Annotated in this window: 18 protein-coding genes; 14 read left to right on the top strand and 4 right to left on the bottom strand. The window is 64.5% G+C overall.

Annotated features, from left to right (window positions below; all coding sequences use genetic code 11):
- The first annotated feature begins 14 nt into the window (after nucleotides 1–14).
- Entirely contained in the window at nucleotides 15–932 is a 918-nt protein-coding gene (gene pcaQ, locus ACFOMH_RS14555; RefSeq protein WP_374427985.1) for a pca operon transcription factor PcaQ, read from the top strand.
- A gap of 78 nt (nucleotides 933–1,010) precedes the next feature.
- On the opposite strand, the gene ACFOMH_RS14550 is transcribed toward pcaQ, so the two are convergent.
- The 3 genes from ACFOMH_RS14550 to ACFOMH_RS14540 all read right to left on the bottom strand — a co-directional run bounded on the left by ACFOMH_RS14550 (nucleotide 1,011) and on the right by ACFOMH_RS14540 (nucleotide 2,911).
- A complete protein-coding gene (locus ACFOMH_RS14550) occupies nucleotides 1,011–1,397 on the bottom strand; it encodes a type II toxin-antitoxin system VapC family toxin (protein ID WP_374426612.1) in 387 nt (128 codons plus the stop codon).
- Nucleotides 1,394–1,636, bottom strand: coding sequence for a type II toxin-antitoxin system Phd/YefM family antitoxin (locus ACFOMH_RS14545; protein WP_374426615.1), 243 nt, complete (start codon nucleotides 1,634–1,636; stop codon nucleotides 1,394–1,396). Before ACFOMH_RS14545 ends, ACFOMH_RS14550 begins: the two co-directional genes overlap by 4 nt.
- A 246-nt stretch (nucleotides 1,637–1,882) precedes the next feature.
- On the bottom strand, nucleotides 1,883–2,911 hold the full coding sequence (locus ACFOMH_RS14540; protein WP_374426618.1) for a replication initiation protein: 1,029 nt from the start codon (nucleotides 2,909–2,911) through the stop codon (nucleotides 1,883–1,885).
- 606 nt (nucleotides 2,912–3,517) lie between these two features.
- Here ACFOMH_RS14540 and ACFOMH_RS14535 point away from each other — a divergent pair.
- From ACFOMH_RS14535 to ACFOMH_RS14475, 13 genes are all read left to right on the top strand, one after another.
- Complete coding sequence (locus ACFOMH_RS14535) at nucleotides 3,518–4,717, top strand: AAA family ATPase (RefSeq protein ID WP_374426620.1); 1,200 nt, start codon at nucleotides 3,518–3,520, stop codon at nucleotides 4,715–4,717.
- On the top strand, nucleotides 4,714–5,685 hold the full coding sequence (locus ACFOMH_RS14530; RefSeq protein ID WP_377745344.1) for a ParB/RepB/Spo0J family partition protein: 972 nt from the start codon (nucleotides 4,714–4,716) through the stop codon (nucleotides 5,683–5,685). The genes ACFOMH_RS14535 and ACFOMH_RS14530 overlap by 4 nt, the downstream gene beginning before the upstream one ends.
- Nucleotides 5,686–5,787: 102 nt before the next feature.
- A complete protein-coding gene (locus tag ACFOMH_RS14525) occupies nucleotides 5,788–6,072 on the top strand; it encodes a helix-turn-helix domain-containing protein (protein WP_377745342.1) in 285 nt (94 codons plus the stop codon).
- 169 nt (nucleotides 6,073–6,241) lie between these two features.
- A complete protein-coding gene (locus ACFOMH_RS14520) occupies nucleotides 6,242–6,637 on the top strand; it encodes a DUF805 domain-containing protein (RefSeq protein ID WP_377745340.1) in 396 nt (131 codons plus the stop codon).
- Between the two features lies 1 nt (nucleotide 6,638).
- The gene (locus ACFOMH_RS14515; protein ID WP_377745339.1) at nucleotides 6,639–7,382 is read left to right on the top strand and encodes a hypothetical protein; all 744 of its coding nucleotides are present in this window, start codon (nucleotides 6,639–6,641) and stop codon (nucleotides 7,380–7,382) included.
- A complete protein-coding gene (locus tag ACFOMH_RS14510; RefSeq protein WP_377745337.1) occupies nucleotides 7,375–8,700 on the top strand; it encodes a hypothetical protein in 1,326 nt (441 codons plus the stop codon). The genes ACFOMH_RS14515 and ACFOMH_RS14510 overlap by 8 nt, the downstream gene beginning before the upstream one ends.
- A complete protein-coding gene (locus ACFOMH_RS14505; RefSeq protein WP_377745335.1) occupies nucleotides 8,663–9,619 on the top strand; it encodes an AAA family ATPase in 957 nt (318 codons plus the stop codon). Before ACFOMH_RS14510 ends, ACFOMH_RS14505 begins: the two co-directional genes overlap by 38 nt.
- Nucleotides 9,619–10,911, top strand: a complete 1,293-nt coding sequence (locus ACFOMH_RS14500) for a DUF58 domain-containing protein (RefSeq protein WP_377745333.1) — start codon at nucleotides 9,619–9,621, stop codon at nucleotides 10,909–10,911. Before ACFOMH_RS14505 ends, ACFOMH_RS14500 begins: the two co-directional genes overlap by 1 nt.
- Complete coding sequence (locus ACFOMH_RS14495; protein ID WP_377745332.1) at nucleotides 10,908–11,981, top strand: stage II sporulation protein M; 1,074 nt, start codon at nucleotides 10,908–10,910, stop codon at nucleotides 11,979–11,981. The genes ACFOMH_RS14500 and ACFOMH_RS14495 overlap by 4 nt, the downstream gene beginning before the upstream one ends.
- A complete protein-coding gene (locus ACFOMH_RS14490; protein WP_377745330.1) occupies nucleotides 11,978–12,970 on the top strand; it encodes an RDD family protein in 993 nt (330 codons plus the stop codon). Before ACFOMH_RS14495 ends, ACFOMH_RS14490 begins: the two co-directional genes overlap by 4 nt.
- Nucleotides 12,971–13,180: 210 nt before the next feature.
- On the top strand, nucleotides 13,181–14,161 hold the full coding sequence (gene cysK / locus ACFOMH_RS14485; protein WP_449301456.1) for a cysteine synthase A: 981 nt from the start codon (nucleotides 13,181–13,183) through the stop codon (nucleotides 14,159–14,161).
- Nucleotides 14,162–14,247: 86 nt separating this feature from the next.
- On the top strand, nucleotides 14,248–15,351 hold the full coding sequence (locus tag ACFOMH_RS14480; RefSeq protein ID WP_377745329.1) for an NAD(P)-binding domain-containing protein: 1,104 nt from the start codon (nucleotides 14,248–14,250) through the stop codon (nucleotides 15,349–15,351).
- 11 nt (nucleotides 15,352–15,362) lie between these two features.
- The gene (locus tag ACFOMH_RS14475) at nucleotides 15,363–15,647 is read left to right on the top strand and encodes a GNAT family N-acetyltransferase (RefSeq protein WP_377745326.1); all 285 of its coding nucleotides are present in this window, start codon (nucleotides 15,363–15,365) and stop codon (nucleotides 15,645–15,647) included.
- A gap of 43 nt (nucleotides 15,648–15,690) precedes the next feature.
- On the opposite strand, the gene ACFOMH_RS14470 is transcribed toward ACFOMH_RS14475, so the two are convergent.
- On the bottom strand, nucleotides 15,691–20,466 hold the full coding sequence (locus ACFOMH_RS14470) for an NAD-glutamate dehydrogenase (protein ID WP_377745323.1): 4,776 nt from the start codon (nucleotides 20,464–20,466) through the stop codon (nucleotides 15,691–15,693).
- Between the last annotated feature and the right edge of the window lie 13 nt (nucleotides 20,467–20,479).

Raw genomic sequence — 20,479 nt, 5'->3', positions numbered from 1 at the left:
ATTATTGGTAAGCAATGGACCGCCGCATCAAGATCCGCCATTTACAGGCCTTTGTCGAAATCACCCGCCGCAAAAGCCTGAAACGTGCGGCCGAGCGGCTGTTGCTGACCCAACCTGCCATGTCGCGCACACTTTCCGAATTGGAAGAGATTCTGGGCGCGACCTTGTTGGAACGGGGTCGCGGCGGGGTCGCGCTGACCGCGCAGGGGGAATTCTTTCTGGGCTTTGCGCAGGCCAGCCTGTCGGCGCTGGAACGCGGGCTGGACGGCATGCAGGGGTTCGGCCCCGAGGCACGCTTGCGGCTGCGCGTGGGGGCGCTGCCTTCGGTCGCGGCGCGGTTGATGCCCGAGGTGATGGAGGATCTGGCCCGCACCGCGCCCGAGATGCGGCTGACCATTGCCGACGGGTCGCATGCGCATCTGATCGGGCTTTTGAATCGCGGAGAGCTGGACGTGGTGTTGGGTCGGATGGGCGAGCCCGAGACCATGCGCGGGATCAGTTTCACCCAGCTTTATCTGGAAGAGGTGGCAATGGTGGTGCGGCCCGGCCATCCGATTCTGGCCGATCCCGATCTGCGCCGCATCGGCGAATGGCCGGTGATCTATCCGCCCGAAAAATCCGCGATCCGGCCTTTTGTCCGGCGTCTGCTGGTGGCCGAGGGGGTCGCCCTGCCCCCGGATCGGGTCGAGACGGTTTCGGGCGATTTTGGACGCGCACGCACGCGGGGCAGCGATTCCATCTGGATCATTTCGACCGGGGTGGTGGCGCGCGAGATCGCCGAGGGCACCCTGGTCCGTCTGCCCTTTGACATGGGGATCACGCGGGGTCCGGTCGGGTTGATGATGCGTGCGGCAGAAGATGACACCGCCGAGCGCCGGCTTTTCGCGCAGGCGCTGGAACGGACCATCGCGCGGTTGGGGCTTGCGATCTAGTTGTGGATTGCGTCCCGCGACGGCTGGGGGCGCTGCCCCCAGACCCCCGGGATATTTATGTGAAGAAGAAAGACGGGGTCAGACCAGTTCGACGGGACCGCCATAGGCCGCGACCTGGCGATCCGAGGTCAGGAGGATCATGCCTTCGGCAGCGGCCTGAACGATCAGCATGCGGTCGAAAGGGTCGCCGTGCAATGGCGGCAGGTGGGCGAGGCCCAGGCAATGGCGCCCCTCGACCGGGAGTTCCTGATAACCGTTTGAGAGCAGGCCGGCGCGCAAGACACCCGGATCAACGCGGAAATCGGGGCGGTCCAGCGCGCGTTTGATCGCCACCTCCCAGATCGAGGCGGCGCTGAACCAGAGTGCGTTGACCGGGTCCAGAAGTCGCCGGGCCGTAGCGGGGGCGATGCGGTCGGCCGCGAAGGCCGACCATAGCAGAAGATGCGTATCGAGAAGCAGGTTCACGCGTCCTGTCCGCCCTCGAACAGGGACTGAATGTCGGGGGCGGCCATCCGGTCGAAATCGTCGGGTACAGTGAATTGCCCCTGCATGAAGCCGAGGCGGCGCGGCGGGTCATCGGCCAGTCGCATGACCTTGACCAGCGGCTTGCCGGCACGGGCGATGACGAAGCTTTCGCCGGCGGCGGCGGCCTCGACCAGTCGGGAAAGATGGGTCTTGGCCTCGTGCATATTCACGGTTTTCATCGCGACCTCCTTAGTCCGCCTAAGTTAGTCGGGCTGGGGGTGTTGGTCAAGATGCGGGGGGTGGTCATGGTGTTGATCCGTGCCGTATTTGTCGGTGTTGCTGGTGGCGCGGTATGAAAATCGCCAAGCGCCCGGTGAGTTTTGCCCCTGCCCGTTCGGTGGTTTTGTTACTGATTTAAATGGATAGTTTTTGCATTTCGCCGCCAGCTTGGCGGCGATTCCGAAAAATTGCCAATTGGCAATTTCCTAGATCGGGTTCTTTTCGGCATAGCTGCGAAAGAACGCCAGAAAGGCGCGATCCGGGTCCTTGGCAGGATCTTTCCCGGCGGCCCAGGCGCGCCATTCGCCCTCGACGAAATAGATGTCGAACCCCGGATGGCGCAGGCGCGCGGTCTCATAGGTCGCGGTTTGCAGGGCGGGACCGCGGGCATCCAGCCATGCCGGGCGCGGGCGCAGATCGCCCCCCTGCCCGACCGCGACCTGTTCGGTCCGCCCCTCGGCGCGGACGCGGCGGCCGACCTTGGAGAATTGCAGCGCGCGGTCGGCGGCGCCGGTCGCGTCGCCGTCCTTGCGCCACCAACGCAGTTCGACATGGGTGACCGCCCTGCCCGTCTTGACCGGAACGATCTCGACCATGAAGTCGGAGAGGGCGTTGACCTCGGACACGGCGGGATCGATGGCGCGCAGCTTGAGGTTGGACCAGGACGAAAGCTTACCTTTCGGGACGCCCATGATGCCGCGCAGCGATTCAAGGGTGAATTTCTCGGATGCTTTCCAACGCAGGTTGCCGCGCTTTTGCACCATCTCATAGAGGGTCAGCGCGTATTTCGACGACAGGGCGAACATCACCTCGCGTTGCAGGCGGGCAAAGACCTGACTGTTGCGGATGATCTTGCGCAGGCGCGCGGGGATTTCGTATTCCAGCATCCCGTCGGCCCGGCCACTTTCAAGGTTGCCCCCCAACAGCTGCACCCGCTCGATGGCGGGTTCTCCGTCCCAGATCACCGCGACCTTGACGATGGCAGACATCAGCCGCTCAAGACTTTCGCCGACGCGGTCGTTTGAATTGTGGCTGCCGCGCAGTGCCGATTTCGCGATGACATGCGTCACCGGCTTGTCGATCGCATCCCATGCATTTTCAAGCAGCTGGTTATAGATGCGCCGATCGTTCAAAGTCAGCGGCGTGACCTCGACCAGATCAACCAGCTCGCCGGGCTTGATCAGGCTTTCGGCATTCGGCTTTGCCGCTATGGTGCGAATCGAGGCGTCCGCCATCTTCCCCTACTCCGATACGCTTACGTTTGTATCGGTTCCGCCGTAAGGTTTCAAGGATTCGGCCATGGTCTGCGCGCGTTGCACCCGAAATGTAAGCAACAGCCGCAACCACGTCGAATCAGCGATTCGCAGGCCATTGCTTTTGTTGGGGAATTTCGCCCGCTTAGCAACAGATGCACCGCGCACCCAATGTGTAAGTTTTGATCCCCGCCCGAAAGGTAAGGCGAACCCGCCCGATTCGTAAGCCTTGCCGCCCCGAGACGTAAGCGATGCCATCCCAAAATGTAACAAATAGGCGTATTTATCTTTCGCTACCAATGTCTTACCTTTGATGAACTGAGAATCCTATGAATCTGAACAAAAGGGTGGTTTCATTTTATCCACAGGGTTGGTGGGTTTCTGGCACCGTCGCCTTCAAGTCTTACGGATTGGGACGGGCGGACAGGCACCGGGTCCCAATATGGCACGGATGCACCCCGCAAAAACGATCCTTCACGGTATTGGCCCCAACTTATGGTTTTTTCGGCCCGATAGAAAAAAATCCGAACTTTACGCATTGCGCCGCTTGCGACATAATCCCGGAAAACGAGCAGCAGTCAGGCAACCATGACCCCCGTCCTTCCCCCCGTCACCCTAGATGAGCTGGGTGTTCTCAGCCGACGTGCCTCGACCGTGATCGAACGGTTGCGGGAACGCGTCTTTGCCCCAGGCAGCCAAAAGCGGCTCGACCTGATTTACAACGTCCGCACCGCCGCCGAAATGGTCGGTCGTTCGGAAAAGGCCATTCGCGATGCCGAGGCGGATGGCCGCTTGCCCGAACCGGAAAAGGATCCGGCGACGGGCCGCCGCAATGGTTATACGCTCGCGGAAATCAACCGGATGCGTGAGGTTTTCGGCACGTTGCCGCACCGCAAGCCCGAGGATCCGCCACTGATCATGGCGGTCCAGAACTTTAAGGGGGGCGTCGGCAAATCCACCGTTGTGGTGCATCTGGCGCAGTATTTCGCGCTGAAAGGCTATCGCGTCTGTGTCATCGACTGCGATTCCCAGGCCTCGACCACGGCGGTGTTCGGTCTGAATCCCGATGTCGATATCGACGAGGATGAAGATACGCTTTACCCGTTCCTGCAACATGGCGGGCCGAAATCGCTGCATTATGCGCTGCGCGCGACCTATTGGCCGGGGATCGCGATGATCCCGGCCAATCTGGGCCTGTATGACGCCGAATATGAATTCGCGGCGCGCATGGCGCGCGATCCGGCCTTTATTCTTGACCGGTTGCGCGAAGGCGTGGCCTCGATCGCGGATCAGTTCGACGTGGTCTTGCTGGACCCGCCGCCGGCGCTTGGCATGCTGTCCCTGTCGGTGCTGCGGGCGGCGAACGCCTTGCTGATCCCGGCGCCGCCGAACAATATCGACTTTGCCTCGACCGCGCATTTTCTGAAAATGATGGAGGCGACGCTGGCTGAGCTGGCCCGCCATGGCGGCGCCCGCGAATACAGTTTCGTGCGCATCCTGACCAGCAAGATGAACGATCAGAAATCCGCCCATCAGGCGATCAAGCGGATGATGGACGCGGTGTTCCCGCAGGACATGCTGGCCGCCGTACTCAAGGATTCGGCCGAAATCGACAACGCGACCGCGAACCTGATGACGGTTTACGAGTTGACGGGACCGGCCAGCCGCACCGAAACCCACCGCCGTTGCCGGGCCTATCTGGACGCTGTCGGCCGCGAGGTCGAGCTTTTGGCCCGCAAGACATGGCCCAGCCACCACCATAATCTGCGCAAGGAGGGCCTGCTGTGAGCAAGCGCCATGACGCCATTTTCAACGACGTGCTGAAGGATATCCCCGAGGCGGCGGCGCCGGAAAAATCGGGCACGCGGTTTTTGAAACGTTCCAATGCGCTGTCGGAAAGCGGCGAGCGCGAGGAAAAGCTGTTGCGTTGGGTCGAACCCGAACGCTGTGCTATGTGGTCGCGCCACAACCGCGCCTATGACCTGTTGACCGAGGATAATTGCCGCGACCTCATCGACAGCATCAAGGCCCAGGGCCAGCAGGAATTTCCCGCCATCGTGCGCCGCTTGCCGGCGGGGCAGGGCGCGGAATACGAGGTGGTCTGTGGTGCGCGGCGGCATTTCGCCATCACCTGGTTGCGCGCCAACAATTATCCGCAGTTTCGATATCTGATCGAGGTGCGCGATCTCAGCGACGAAGAGGCATTTCGTCTGGCCGATATCGAAAATCGCGACCGCGCCGATCTGTCCGATTACGAACGCGCCCGCGATTATCAACAGGCGCTGGAACTTTATTATGGCGGCAAGCAAAAGGCGATGGCCGCCCGGCTCGAAGTGTCCGAGGCGTGGCTGTCGCGCTATCTTTATCTGGCGCGGCTTCCGGCACCCGTGGTTCAGGCATGGCCGCAGATCACCGATCTTAAGGAATTGCACGCCCGCAGCCTGCGCCCGCTGTTGAACGACGCCGAAGACAAGGTTTTGGCCGAAGCGGACGCCATCGCCGCGGGTCAGGCAAGCGCGCGGTCGGGGCAGGGGGATTTCATCCCGGTTCCCAAGGTGCTGGCCCGGTTGAAAGCCGCCGCCTATGGTGTCCGGCCTGCGCCCGCGCGCACCCTGTTCGGGGGCGGCGCGAAACGCGCGGGTGTGGCCATGCAGCGCAAGGGCGACAAGATCCGGCTAGAATTCAGCAGCAATATCCCCGTTGCCGATCTGCGCAAGGCGTTGGATGCCTTCATCGCCCAGGAATTCGCCGAATAGCAGGAAATTGCCAATTGGCAATTTTCACCGTCCGGCCGTTGCCTTGCAGGATAAGGGACATCCTGATATCCCTTATATGCTCTGTCGATATGGGATCACACCATGCCCGCTGATCCAGCCAATGAGGTTCAGGATCGCATCTGCACCGCGGCCAAGGCCCGGCGGCTGGCCTTGAATATCCCGCAGGCCGATCTGGCGCGGCGCGCGGGCGTGCCATTGCCGACGCTGAAACGTTTCGAGCAAAGCGGAGAGGTCGCTTTGGCGACCCTTTTGCGCATCGCCGGCGCATTGGATGCATTGGACGGGTTTGGCGCGCTGTTCCCCCCGGCTGCGGGATCCGGCACACCCCCCGGACGCCAGCGCGCGCGCGGCCCGGCCGGGAAATGATATCCGCGTGGCATATTGGCAGCAATCAACGCAAATACGGATATTTCCTCAATTGCCGCGAAAGAAATCAGGTGCAATAGTCTCGCCGAGTTTTTTTGACGCCAGCAAATGGGTATGTGCAATCATGGGTTTTAAAGAAGCAGTTCGTGTCTGCCTAAAGGAAAAATATGTGACCTTTTCGGGCCGCGCCTCGCGCTCGGAATATTGGTGGTTTCTGCTTTCCACCATGTTGGTTCCGCTGGTCCTGGTCGGGATTGCCATGCTGGGTATGGATTTCGAAACCGGTCAGCCCTCGGTCCTGTCGATGATCGCCTTTGGTCTGGCGGGGCTTTATTATCTGGCGGTGATCTTGCCGCTGCTCAGCGTCACCATCCGCCGCTTTCATGATCGCAATCTGTCGGGCTGGTGGTATCTGGCCGGCGTCGTGGCGGGATTGATCCCCTATGTCGGTATTCTGGCCAGCATCGCGCTGTGTGTCGTGACCGTGCTGCGCGGGACCGATGGCGAAAATCGCTTTGGCCCCGATCCGCTTAAGCCGCAAAGCCACGCCGAAGTGTTTGGCTGATATGCTGCGCGCGGCATTTGCTGCGCTGGCCCTGACGCTTTTGACGGGCGCGGCCGCGCTGGCGCAGCAGGACGGCTATCGTGTGATCGAGGCCGCCGATCCGCCGCGCGGGGCCGATCTGGACCGGCTTATGACCGAGGCCAGGCTGCGCCGGATCGACACCGGGATGACCTATGTGACCCGGCTGCAAGGCGATCTGGCCGACGGGCCGGCGATCGAGCTGTCGCGTCCCGACGTGTCGCCCCGCCGTGATGGCATCGGTGTCGACGGTGGGTCGGTTTCGGCCATGGCAGTCATCGGCCTGTTTCTTCTGGGGCTGGTGTTGTGGATGCGTTTCGGCGGCAGCGGCAACCTGCTTGCGGCCGCGCCGAAACCCGACCGTTTGCGGCACGCCGCCCCCGAATCCTGGGCCCTGACCGAGGCCGAGCGGATGACCGATCCGCAAACCCTGCTGGATCAGATCGCGGCGATGCCCGACCGCAGCGCCGCGATGGTGCGGCTGCTGCATCACTGCCTGCTGTTTGCCGGCGATGACAGCGATACCCGCTTTGCCCGCGCCGATACCGAACGCGACGCCTTTCGCCGCCTGCCCGAAGGATGGCGCTTTCATCAGCCGCTGGCATTGCTGCTCAATGCCACCGAACTGGCCCATTATGGCGGCCGCGCCGTCGATGAGGCGGGCTTTGCCCGGGCGCTGGAAACGGGCCGCCAATTGCTGATCCCGAAAAAGCCCGCCCATGCGTAGCCGTTTGCCCCTGATCCTTGGCGGGATACTGATCCTTGCCGTGCTGGCGCTGCTTTTCGTACTCAACCGCGGGGGTGAGGAACGGCGCGTCAACCGCTCGACCATCGGCTTTTCGCTTTTGGCGCCATGGCTGAAATCACAGGGGATCGCGGCCGAGGAATCCAATCCGCTTTTGACCCCGCAAAGCGATTCGCTGTCGATCCGCATTCTGACGCTGCATGATGCCGACCTGTTGAACCCGATCCCCGCCGGGCTGGACAAGCACGCCCAATTCTATTCCCCGACGCTGCTGGACAGCGATTATGACCATGTGCTCGAGCGGCTCTATCAGATGCCAAACCTGATCGTGCCGCCGAAATGGGTGGCGGGCAGCTTTGCGCGTGGGGCGGTGCATCGCTCGACCCTGATCCCGCTGGACAACTACCCCGAGCTGTTTTCGCAGCTTTTGTCAGAGACGGATCTGCGGCTGATCCGCCCCGGATCGGGTTTCCTGCGCGAGGATACGCAATGGGGCTCGCTGGCACTGTTCGAGCCGCAGCTTTTCGATCCCGCCAGCCTGCCGGACGCATGCCGGCCGGTTCTGCCGCTCAAGGCCGGGGCGCTGGTGATCCGTTGTGAATATGACGATGTCTGGCCGATATTGCTGTTGTCGGATCCCGATCTGCTGAACAATCACGGGCTGACGCTGGCCGATAATGGCGCGGTCACCGTGGGAATGTTGCGCGACTATCTCGGCGATGACACGCGGCCGGTCTATGTGGACACCCATGACGCCATCTTCACGCAATATGCCAATGATGACGAAGCCGATAACCAGCGCCGCGATTATGAACGCGACGCCAGCGCCCTTGGCCGGTTGTTCAAGCCGCCGCTGACCGCGCTTTGGGTGATCATGCTGGCGGTGCTGGGCCTTTCGTTCTGGCGCGGGGCGGTGCGTTTCGGGCCATTGCTGACCGCCGATCATGCGCCGGCCCAGTCGTCAAAGACGGCGGCCATCGCGACCAAGGCGCGGCTTTTGCGGCTGTCGGGCCATGACGGCCAGATGGTCGCCGATTATGTCCGCGCCGATCTGGCGCATCTGGCGCGCCAGATCTTTGGCACGGCCGCCGCGCAGGCCGGGCAGGGGCGGCTTTTCACCCATCTTGCGCGGCGCGATGCCGCCGCGGCCCAGGCCCTGCAACAGACCGCCGAGGCACTGATGACCCGCGCCCCGCAAATGCCCCATGCCGAATTGACCCGACAGCTTCACACCTATCGCAGCCTTCTGGAGACCCTGACCCATGGCCATGACTCTGACCGAATTTCAAAGCCTCGCTGATGCCCTGCGCGGCGAAATCCGCAAGGTCATCGCCGGTCAGGCCGAACTGATCGATCACCTGCTGATCGCGCTTTTCGCGCGCGGCCATTGCCTGCTCGAGGGGCCGCCCGGCACCGCCAAGACGCTCTTGGCGCAATGCCTGTCGCAGGTCACGACGCTGGATTTCGGCCGCATCCAGTTCACCCCCGACCTGATGCCGGGCGATGTGCTGGGCGTCAGCCTGTTCAACTTTCAGACCAATGAATTCCGCCTGACGCGCGGGCCGATCTTTACCGATATCCTGCTGGCCGATGAAATCAACCGCGCGCCGCCCAAGACGCAATCGGCGCTGCTTCAGGCGATGAACGAACGTGCGGTGACCATCGACGACAAGACCCATTCGCTGGGCCACGAGTTTTTCGTCATTGCCACCCAGAACCCGATCGAACAGCACGGCACCTATCCTTTGCCCGAGGCGCAGCTGGACCGTTTCCTGTTCAAGCTGATCGTCGATTTCCCCGACCGTGACGCCGAAATCGCCATTCTATCGCGGGGCACCCTGCGCCCGGTGGGCGAGGATGCGACGCCCCTGACCTCGGTCATGACCCGCGAGGCCCTGCAACAGGGGCATGCGCTGGTCGACGCGATCCGGCTGGATGCGACCATCGTGCAATATATCGTCGATCTGACCCGCGCCACACGCAGCGATGGCGAGGTGCTGCATGGGGTATCCACCCGCGCGGCGGTGGCGCTGGCCGGTGCGGTGCGGGCGCGGGCGGCGCTGGACGGGCGCGATTATGCGCTGCCCGATGACGTGCAGGCGCTGTTCCTGCCCGCCATGCGCCACCGCATCGTGCTTGGCCCCACGGCCGAAATCGACGGGCGCAGCCCCGATGACGTGCTGACCGCGATCCTGAACCGCCAGGACGCGCCGCGCTGATGCGGCCCTCGGTCCGGCTGATCGCGCTGGCGCTGGTGCTGGCGGCGCTAAGCGTTCTGATCACGGTCAAGCTGCCGGATCGGGGCTTTGCGCTGGTGGTGCTTTGGGGCGGGCTGGCCGTGCTGGCGGCGGCGGATGCGCTGGCCTCGCCCGCCTCGCGGCGGATCGCCGCCCGGGCCGAGGCCCCGGCCACGGGCTTTGTCGGCGCCGATGTGCCGCTGAGCGTCGCGTTTGACGCGCCGCGCCTGCCGGCGCGCTATGATCTGGCGCTGACCCATGATGATGGGATCGAGACCGCGCCCCTGACCGGCATTCCGGGGCAGGGGATGCTGAGCGTGCCGATGCTGCTGACCCGGCGCGGCGCGCAGCGCATCACCCGGCTGTCGATGCGCTATGCCTCGCGCTTCGGGCTTTTCGAGGTGATTGCCAATTGGCCGCTCGACCTGACGATGACCGGGCTGCCCAATATCCGGCCGATCCTGTCGGGCGCCATTCAGGCGCAGATGCTGCCCTTGCTCGACGGGGCGCGGGTCACCCAGATCAAGGGCGACGGCTCGGAATTTCACCAGCTGCGCGATTTCGTCGCCGGGATGGATCCGCGCAGCATCGACTGGAAACGCTCGGCCCGGGCGCGGGCGATGATCGCGCGCGAAACACGGGCCGAGCGCAACCACCAGATCGTGCTGTGTCTGGATACCGGCCACCTGATGGGCGAAAGGCTGGGCGCGCTGAGCAAGCTGGACCATGCCATCAATGCCGGGCTGGCGCTGGTCTGGGCGGCGGGGCTGGGGGGCGACAATGTCGGCTTTTACAGCTTTGCCGCGCGGCCGCAGCCCTTCTTGCCGCCGCGTCCGGGGCGCAGCGCGTTCGGTCGGATTCAGGCCACCTGTGCCGATCTGGTCCAGGAGCCGGTCGAATCCAACCACACGCTGGGCCTGTCGACGCTGAACGGCAAGCTCAAGCGGCGCTCGCTGATCGTGGTGTTTTCCGATTTCGTCGACGCCACCACCGCCGAGCTGCTGGTCGAAAACCTTGCGGTGATGCAGCGCCAGCATCTGATCCTCTATGTCGCGCTGCGCGATCCGGCGATGCAGGACCTGACCCGCCCCGCGGATGAGGGGCTGGATGCCGTCGCCCGCGCCGTCGCCGCCAGCCAGATCGTGACCGAACGACAGGCGGTGCTGGACAAGCTGCACCGGCTGGGCATCCTGTGTCTGGATGTCAGCCCCGATGCGCTGACCCCGGCGCTGGTTTCGCGTTATATCGACATCAAGGCGAAGGAGCTGATATGACCGCCCCCATCGCGGCCCCGGCCAGTCCCGCGCCGCAACCCGCGCTGCCCGCCGATATCATCCGTTCCGCCCGCTTTCGCGCCGAACGCGAACCGGGCTGGCGGCGGCTTGAGGAGCTGCTGAAAACCGTCGAACGTCGCGGCGCCCGCGCGCTCAGCTATGATCAGGCGCTGGAACTGGCCAGCCTCTACCGGCAGGCGATCAACTCGCTGTCGGTGGCGCGGGCGATTTCCATGGACAGCGCGCTTCTGGCCTATCTGGATGCGCTTTGCGCGCGGGCCTATCTGGCCGTCTATGCGCCGCAGGAAAGCCTGCGCGGGCTTTTCGGCCGGCTGATCGTCTATGGCATTCCGCAGGCGGTGCGGCGCTCTGCGCCGGCGCTGATCATCGGCTTTCTTGCCATGCTTCTGGGCGGGCTTCTGGGCTGGGCGCTGGTCGCCCAGGATAACAGCTGGTTCTACAGCCTCGTGCCGCCGGGCCTGTCGGATGGCCGCACCCCGGACGCCTCGGCCGACTATCTGCGCTCGACGCTGTTCGATGGCGGGAATAGCGGGCATGACGAGCTTTCGGGCTTTGCCTCATATCTGTTTTCCAACAACACCCAGGTGGCGATGCTGACATTCGCGCTTGGCATCTTTTTCTGCGCGCCCAGCTTTGTGCTGACCTTTTACAACGGTCTGGTTCTGGGCGGGTTCGTCTGGATGTTCGCGGACAAGGGGCTGGGCTATGAGGTGGCGGGCTGGCTGTCGATCCATGGCGTGACCGAAATCGCCGCGATCTGTTTCGCCTGTGCGGGCGGTGCGCAGATGGGGCTGGCGATGCTGTTTCCCGGTCAACAGACCCGCCGCGCCGCCCTGCGCGACCGGGGCCGGGACGCGGTCAAGCTGTTCCTGCTGGCCGGGCTGATGCTGATCGTCGCCGCGCTGGTCGAGGGTTTTCTGCGCCAGCTGATCACCTCGACCCAGTGGCGGCTTGTCATCGGCTGGGGGCTGGGGCTGCTTTGGGTTTCGTGGCTGTCCCTGTCGGGCCGTGAGGTCCGCCAGCCATCCGCAAGCGGGGCCCGCGCATGAGCGACGCGGCCACCCCGACCTCCGCCACCCCGACCCCCGGCATGACGCCCGCCAAGGCATCCCGCCGCCGCGCCCGCAAGCCGCGCCCGCCCAAGGTCCATACCCGCCGCTGGTCGCAGATCCCGCCCGAGGGCGTGCCGATCGGCTTTAACATCGCCACGCTGGGCAGCCGCTTCGGCGCGCAGTTTCTGGATATTCTGTTCACCTATGGCGGGGCGCTTTTGCTGCTTCTGGCGGTGATCTATGCCGGCCACCTGACCTGGCTGGCGCTGGTGGCGTTTTATTCGCTGACCATCCTTTTTATCCGCGTGCCCTATTATGTGCTGTCCGAACTGATCTGGAACGGCCGGACGCTGGGCAAGCTCATCACCGGCATCCGCGTCATAAGTCTGGACGGCCGCCGCCTGACCGCGCATCAGATCGTCGCCCGCAATCTGATGAAAGAGGTCGAGCTTTTTCTGCCCATCGCCTTTATCTTTGGCGCCGCAAGATCGTCCTGGGTCGAAACCGTGATCACGCTGCTTTGGTGCGTCGCGGTGCTGCTGGTGCCGTGCCTGAACCAGCGCCGGCAACGCCTGGGCGACATGCTGGCCGATACCATTGTCGTCGACACGCCGCGCGCCGTGCTGTTGCCGGACCTGTCGCGGGTGGAAACCCGGCGCGGCTATGAGTTCGGCCCCGAGCATCTGGACATCTATGGCCGCTATGAATTGCAGGTGCTGGAACAGGTGCTGCGCGATCCCCCCAAATCCCCCGAGGCGCATGAGAAAATCAGCGCCGTCACCCAGACCATCCGCCGCCGCATCGGCTATGCCGAGGCGGTGCCGGCGGCCCGGGAATGGGACTTTCTGATGGATTTCTATCGCAGCCAGCGCGAATTTCTGGAAAGCCGTCACCTCTTTGGGGACAGCCGCGAAAACAAGTTCCATGCCGCCGGCAACGCGAATGGCAAGACCACCGAGGGGCGGCCGCCGCCAACCGCGCAGTAATCCGCAAAATCCGATTTTCACGCGGATATGGGGGGGGTGCGATTTGCGCCTGCGGGTTGGGCGCGGGACCGCGTGAAACCGTGCGGATACGCCCGTTCGGGCGAGGTTTCGGGATTTTCGGGCCATGGCGGATGAATCTGCTATCCTGAATGCCTAGCTTGAGGGTCCGGCCACCGCAGACCGGGCAAGATCGGAAACCCAAGGGGGGCGATGGCCATGACCAGGATCCATGACGACAATTCGCTGAGCATCGGGCACACGCCTTTGGTGCGGCTGAACCGTATCACCGACGGCGCCGCCGCGACCGTGCTTGCCAAGACCGAAGGCCGCAATCCCGCCTATTCGGTCAAGGACCGCATCGGTGCGGCGATGATCTGGGACGCCGAGGAACGCGGCCTTTTGGGTCCGGGCAAGGAAATCGTCGAGCCGACCTCGGGCAATACCGGCATCGCGCTGGCCTTTGTCGCCGCCGCGCGCGGCATTCCGATCACCCTGACCATGCCCGACACGATGAGCCTGGAACGCCGCAAGCTCTTGCTGGCCTATGGCGCGAAACTGGTCCTGACCGAGGGCGCCAAGGGCATGAAGGGCGCCATCGCCAGGGCCGAGGAAATCGCCGCCTCGGATCCCGGGCGCTATGTGCTGTTGCAGCAATTCGCGAACCCCGCCAATCCCGGCATCCATGAACGCACCACCGGCCCCGAGATTTTCGAGGATACCGGCGGTCAGGTCGATATCTTTGTCGCCGGCGTCGGCACCGGCGGCACCATCACCGGGGTCAGCCGCTATCTCAAGGGCAGGGGGCTGGACCTGCTGTCCGTCGCCGTCGAGCCCGAGGCCAGCCCGGTCCTGACCCAGACCCGCGCCGGCGATCCCGTCGCGCCCGGCCCGCACAAGATTCAGGGCATCGGCGCGGGCTTTGTGCCGCCGGTGCTGGATCTGTCGCTGGTCGACCGCATCGAACAGGTCGGCAATGACGAGGCGATGGCGACCGCGCTGCGGCTGATCCGCGAAGAGGGGATCCTTGCCGGGATTTCCGGCGGCGCGGCGGTGGCGGTCGCGCTGCGGCTGGCGCATCGGCCCGAGAATGCGGGCAAGACCATCGTCGTCGTGGTGCCGGATTCGGGCGAGCGCTATCTGTCCTCGGCGCTGTTCGAGGGGGTGTTCGACGGCACTGGCAACCCGGCCTGAGGCGCCGCAGCTTTCTCTGCCCTTGTCCCCGATCCGGCGGCGGCTAAGCTGGGCCGCGCCGTCCCTGCGCCTGCGCCCGAGGTCCGATGAACAGCCTTGCCTACAAGATCGACATCCTTGTCATTGGCGGCGGTCAGGCCGGGCTTTCGGCGGCCTATCATCTGGGGCGGCTCGGGCTTAAGGGGGGCAAGGGCTATCTGGTCCTGGACAAATCCCCCCAGCCCGGCGGCGCATGGCAATTCCGTTGGCCGACGCTGACCATGCGCACCATCAACCGGCTGCACGACCTGCCCGGCATGGGCTTTGCCGAGGTGCTGGATCCCGGCCAGACCGAGGTTCGCGCCGCCGAGGCCGTGCCCGCCTATTTCCGCGCCTATGAGGAACGGTTTCACCTGCCGGTCTATCGGCCGGTCACCGCGCGGCTGGTCTGTGACCGGGGCGAAAGGCTGCGGGTTGAGACGGATCGCGAAACCTTTTCCGCGCGCGGTATCATCAATGCCACCGGCACATGGGACGCGCCGCAGATCCCCTATTATCCGGGGCGCGAGCTGTTTCTGGGCCGACAGATGCACACCCATGATTATCACCGGCCCGAGGAATTCGCCGGGCGGCGGGTGGCGATCGTGGGGGCCGGCATCTCGGCCTTGCAGATGCTGGACGAAATTTCGCGGGTGACGGATACGATCTGGCTGACCCGGCGGCCACCGGAATTCCGCGATGCCGAATTCACCGCCGAGGATGGCCGTGCCGCCGTCGCCCGGGTCGAGGACCGCGTGCGCCAGGGGCTGATCCCCGGATCGGTCGTGTCGGTCACCGGCATCCCCTATAACCCCGCGATCCGCGCCATGCAGGCGCGCGGCGTGCTGAACCGCCAGCCGATGTTTTCCGAGATTACCCCCACCGGCCTGCGCTGGCCCGATGGCCGCGAGGAAGCGGTGGACATCATCTTGTGGGCGACCGGGTTTCGCAGCGCGCTCGATCACCTCGCGCCCTTGCAGCTGCGCGAAGAGAACGGCGGCATCCGCATGACCGGCCGGCTGGCCACGCAGGTCGCGCGCGATCCGCGGGTGCATCTGGTGGGCTACGGCCCCTCGGCCTCGACCATCGGGGCCAATCGCGCGGGGGGTGCGGCGGCGCGCGAACTGGTCGATCATCTGGGCCTTGCGACGCAAGAGGACCCGCAAACATGAAAGGGGAAGGAATGTCCCAGGGCGTGATTGAAAACCCGGCCGAACACCGGTTCGAACTGGCGCTGGATGGCGATGACATCGCCGCCGCCTATTACCGGATCGATGAAAACGGCAATGTCGCGTTGATCCATACCGAGGTGCCCTATGCCTATGGCGGGCGCGGCATCGGCACGCGGCTGGCCATCGGAACCTTTGACCTGATCCGCGCAAGCGGGCGCAAGGCGGTGCTGAAATGCAGCTTCATGGCCGCGTTCTATGCGCGCCATCCCGAATATCGCGACATCGTCGCGGGCTAGGTGATGCGGCCGGGCCGGGGATGTCACCCGGCCCGTCGGCGGCCTAGGCGGCGTGCAGCTTTGCCAGATCGCCCAGAAGCCCGGCGGCCACGGTGATCCGGGCAAGGCTGGGCTCGCCCTTTTCGACCAACAGTTCCAGCTGTTCGCCGGCGCTGGCGATGCGTGCATCGTTTTCCCCCAGCGCCGATGCCGAGGCGCGTCCCGCCTTTTGCGCAACCAGCAGCGCCGCCGTCAGGTCGCGCCGGGCGGCGGCGATCTGGGCCAGCGCGCGCGACAGCGCCATCGCCTCGAACTGTTCGGTGGCGTGGATGCGTTCAGCGGCCAGCAGCAGGCGGTTGATCCGCAGCGCCTCGGTCACCGCGAAATAGCCCTGTGCGGTGCGGTCCAGCCCGATCCCGGTCTCGGCCGCGATTTCCATGATTTCCGGCACCAGAGGCGTCAGCATCAGATCCGCAAGCTCGGCGGTCAGGGTGTCGGGGACGCCGCCCTCGACGAAATCGGCGATCTCGGCGCGGATTTCCTCGGCGATCTGGGGCGTCACGGCATCGCGCAGCCGGCCGCGCAGCTTGTGGATCCCGTCGCGCAGGCGGGCGACCGCCTCGGTGACCGGTGCGCGGCTTAGCCCGGTGCGCAGCACGCGTTCGGTCACATGGGCAAAGATGCGGCCGACATCCTGATACAGGCGGTTCTGCAAGCTGCCGGCGATCCTGTTGTCCAGCGCGTCGATTTCGGCATAGACGCGCGGCAGGCCCAGCCCCTCAAGGGCGACCACCGCCGCCTTGACCACATCGGCGGGCACATAGCCCGTCGCATCGGTCAGCGTCGAGACAAAGGCCGGGCCGCCGCGGTTGATCACCTCATTGGCCAAAACGGTCGCGATGATTTCGCGCCGCAGCCGGTGATCGCGGATGTCGCCGGCAAAGGGTTTGCGCATTTTCGCCGGGAAGTAATGTTCCAGCGTGGCGGCGAAATGGGGATCGTCGGGCAGGTCGCTGGCCACCACCTCGTCAAAGAGCACGATCTTGGCATAGGACAGCAGGACACCGATTTCCGCCCGCGTCAGCGGCTTGCCCGTCTGATAGCGTTCGCCCAGCACCTGATCGCTGGGCAGGGTTTCGACCTTGCGGTTCAGATGCCCCTGTTCCTCAAGCCGGGTCATCAGCCGGCCCAGCGATGTGCGATTGGCCGCCCCCCGCATTTCGGTCAGCGACAGGGCCAGCGTCTGTTGATAGTTGTTGCGCAGCACCAGATCCGCCACCTCGTCCGTCATCGAGGCCAGAAGCCGGTTGCGCTTCGGACGCGGCAGGCGGCCGTCATGCATCGCCGGCGCCAGCGCGATCTTGATGTTCACCTCAACGTCCGAGGAATTCACCCCGGCCGAGTTGTCGATGGCGTCCGAATTGCAGCGCCCGCCATTCAGGCCGAATTCGATCCGCCCCTTTTGCGTGACGCCAAGGTTCGCGCCCTCGCCGATGACGCGGGCGCGGGCCTCGTTTGCGGTGATGCGGATCGCGTCATTGGCGCGGTCGCCGACCTCGGCATCGGTCTCATTGCTGCCGCGCAGATAGGTGCCGATGCCGCCGAACCACAAAAGATCGACCTGCGCCCTGAGGATGGCGGTCATGATCTCGAACGGGGTCGCCTGCGCCTTGTCCAGCCCGATGGCCGCCTGTGCCTCGGGGGTCAGCGTCACCAGCTTTTCGGCGCGCGCAATGATCATGCCGCCCGGCGACATGGCCTTGCGGTCGTAATCCTGCCAGCTGGATCGCGGCAGGGCGAACATGCGCTTGCGTTCGGCGAATGATTTCGCGGTGTCGGGATCGGGGTCGATAAAGATGTCGCGGTGGTCAAAGGCGGCGATCAGCCGGATCTGTTCCGAAAGCAGCATGCCGTTGCCAAAGACGTCGCCCGACATGTCGCCCACGCCCGCGACGGTAAAGGGCGTGGTCTGGATATCGGTGTCCATCTCGCGGAAATGGCGCTTGACCGCCTCCCATGCGCCGCGGGCGGTGATGCCCATCTTTTTGTGGTCGTAACCGGCCGACCCGCCCGAGGCAAAGGCATCGTCCAGCCAGAACCCGGCCTCTTGCGCAAGGCCGTTGGCGGTGTCGGAAAACGTCGCCGTACCCTTGTCGGCGGCGACCACGAAATAGGGATCGTCGCCATCGATGCGCAGCGTATCGGGCGGCGGCACGATATCGGGCCCGACGATATTGTCGGTCACCGACAACAGCGTGCGGATGAATGTCTTATAGGCATCCTTGCCGGCGTTGAAGATTTCGTCCCGGCTGCCGCCCACAGGCAGCAGCTTGGGATAGAAACCGCCCTTGGCGCCGACCGGCACGATGACGGCGTTCTTGACCTGCTGGGCCTTGACCAGCCCCAGCACCTCGGTCCGGTAATCCTGTGCCCGGTCCGACCAGCGCAGGCCCCCCCGCGCGATGGGACCGAAACGCAGATGCACCCCCTCGACCTCGGTGCCATAGACAAAGATCTCGCGATAGGGGCGGGGTTCGGGCAGCCCCTCCAGCGCGTGGGGATCAAGCTTGAAGGCCAGCACGGCGGGCGGGTTGCCCACGGCGTCGTGTTGGAAAAAGTTGGTGCGCAGCGTCGACTGGATCGCGTTGACATAGCGGCGCAGGATGCGGTCATCGTCAAGGCTTGGCACCGATGTCAGCGCCTCTTCGATGGCGGCCAGCAGCGCCTTGCATTTGCGTTCGCGCGTGCGCTCGGCCAATGCCGGGTCGAGCCGCGCCTGAAACAGCCGGAACAGATCGGCGGCGATGGCCGGATATTTGTTCAGCGTGTCCGAGATGTAATCCTGGGAATAGGTGATCCCGGCCTGACGCAGATAGCGGGCATAGGCGCGCAGCACCGTCACCTCGCGCGCGGTCAGCCCGGCCAGCAGGATCAGCCGGTTGAAGGTGCCGTCCTCGATCACGCCGTTCCATGCGTCCAGAAACGCCTCTTCCAGCTTGGCGCCGATCTTGTCCAGCTCGATCGGGCGGCCGTCGCGGGTCACAAGTTCCATGTCATGCAGCACGACCAGACGCGGCGGCTGACCGGCCTCGCGCACGGTGATGTCATGGGTCTGTTCGCTGATGACGCGAAAGCCCAGGTTTTCCAGAACCGGCACCCGCCGCGACAGCGACACCGGCGCGCCGGCGTGAAAGATCTTCAGCTCGACCGAACCGGGGCGCGCCGTTTCGCGCGGCAGGTGATAAAAGGATATGCGGATCGGATCATCGGGCCGGACGGCGACGATGTCGGACAGGTCGGCATAGGCCTCGGCCGGGGGAAAAACCGATTGATAGGCGGGACTGGTGTCCAGCTCGACCCCGTCCTGCCGCGCCAGCAGGTTGAAGCGGTCGGTCCAGCGGGTGACGATGCCGCGCACGGCTTCCTCATGCTTGGTCTGCGGGATGCGCGGGGTCTTGCCGCCGGAACGCCCGATGATGAAATGCACCCGCGCCAGCCCGCCCTCGGGAAAGGCCGGGTAATAGGCCGAAACCCGGCCGTCATAGACGGTTTTCAGGTATTCGCCGATGCGTTCGCGCACGTCGGAATTATACTGTTCGCGCGGAACAAAGACGATCACCGACACGAAGCGGTCGAAATGATCGGCGCGCGCCAGCACCCGCACGCGCGGCCGGTCGGCCAGATCGTTGATCTGTTCGCAGAACCGCGCCAGCAATCCGGCATCGATCTGGAACAGATCGTCCCTCGGATAGGATTCCAGCGTATTGGCCAGCATCTTGCCGGAATGGCTTTGCGGGTCATAGCCGAAATGCTCGACCACCTTGGTCAGCTTGTCGCGCAAAAGCGGAATATCCGCCGCCTGCCGCGTGTAGGCCGTCGATGTGAACAGCCCGACGATGCGCAATTCGCCCGTCACATTGCCATCCGCGTCGAAGCGCTTGACCCCGATATAATCCATATAGGCGCGGCGGTGGACGACCGATTTCACATTGGCCTTGGTCACCAAAAGAAATTCCGGCCCGTCAAGGAAAGCAAGGATTTCGGGCGTGGTCAGAACGCTGTCCTTGCCCTGACGCAGGACGCGGACATCGGGATTGGCAAGAATGCCCAGCCCCTTGCCCTTGCCGCGTTCGACGCGGGCCTTGTCCCCTTTGCCGGAATAGGTGAATTCGCGCATGCCCAGAAAGGTGAAATTATTGTCGCGCAGCCAGCGCAGAAAGGCCAGCGCCTCGTCCTGATCGGCCTTGCGGCGGCCGGCATCATGTTCGGCCATTTCGCGCATGACCTGATCCAGCAGCGCGGTCATTTCCGGCCAGTCCTGCACCGCCTGATGCACCTGATCCAGAACCTCGCCGATCCGCGCCTCAAGCGCGCGGGCCTCGGCCGGGGCCAGTTCGCTCAGGTGGATCTGGATATGGCTGACGCGGTGGGCGGGATCGCTGTCCAGATCGGGATCGAACAGCGCCATCGCCTTGCCCGGATCGGCGACAAGGATCGGATGCACGGCCAGATGGATATCGCGATGGGTGCTTGTCACCTCGCCCATGATCGAATCGTAAAGAAACGGCATGTTGGTTTCGGTGATCGCGATGACCGAAACCTTGGTGCCGCCCGGCTCGACCCCCGGCAGGGTCTGGATGCTGACGCGGGGCTTGCCGCCGCCCCAGCCGGCGATCTCGCGCTGCGCGTGGGCGGCGGTCAGGGCCAGCATCTCGGGCGTGTATCGTTCCAGATCGTCCTTGCTGGCCCGCTTGAACAGGATTTCGGGGTCGAGCGTGGCCCCGCCCTCGGCCGCGATCTTGCGCGCGCTGTCGATCCGCTTGTCCCGTTTCCCGCTCATACTGGTTGGCATC

Source organism: Paracoccus mangrovi (assembly GCF_042648425.1).
Classification (GTDB): domain Bacteria; phylum Pseudomonadota; class Alphaproteobacteria; order Rhodobacterales; family Rhodobacteraceae; genus Paracoccus; species Paracoccus mangrovi.
The sequence above is the reverse complement of the archived record's forward strand: the minus strand, read 5'-3'. Positions and strand labels throughout refer to the sequence as shown.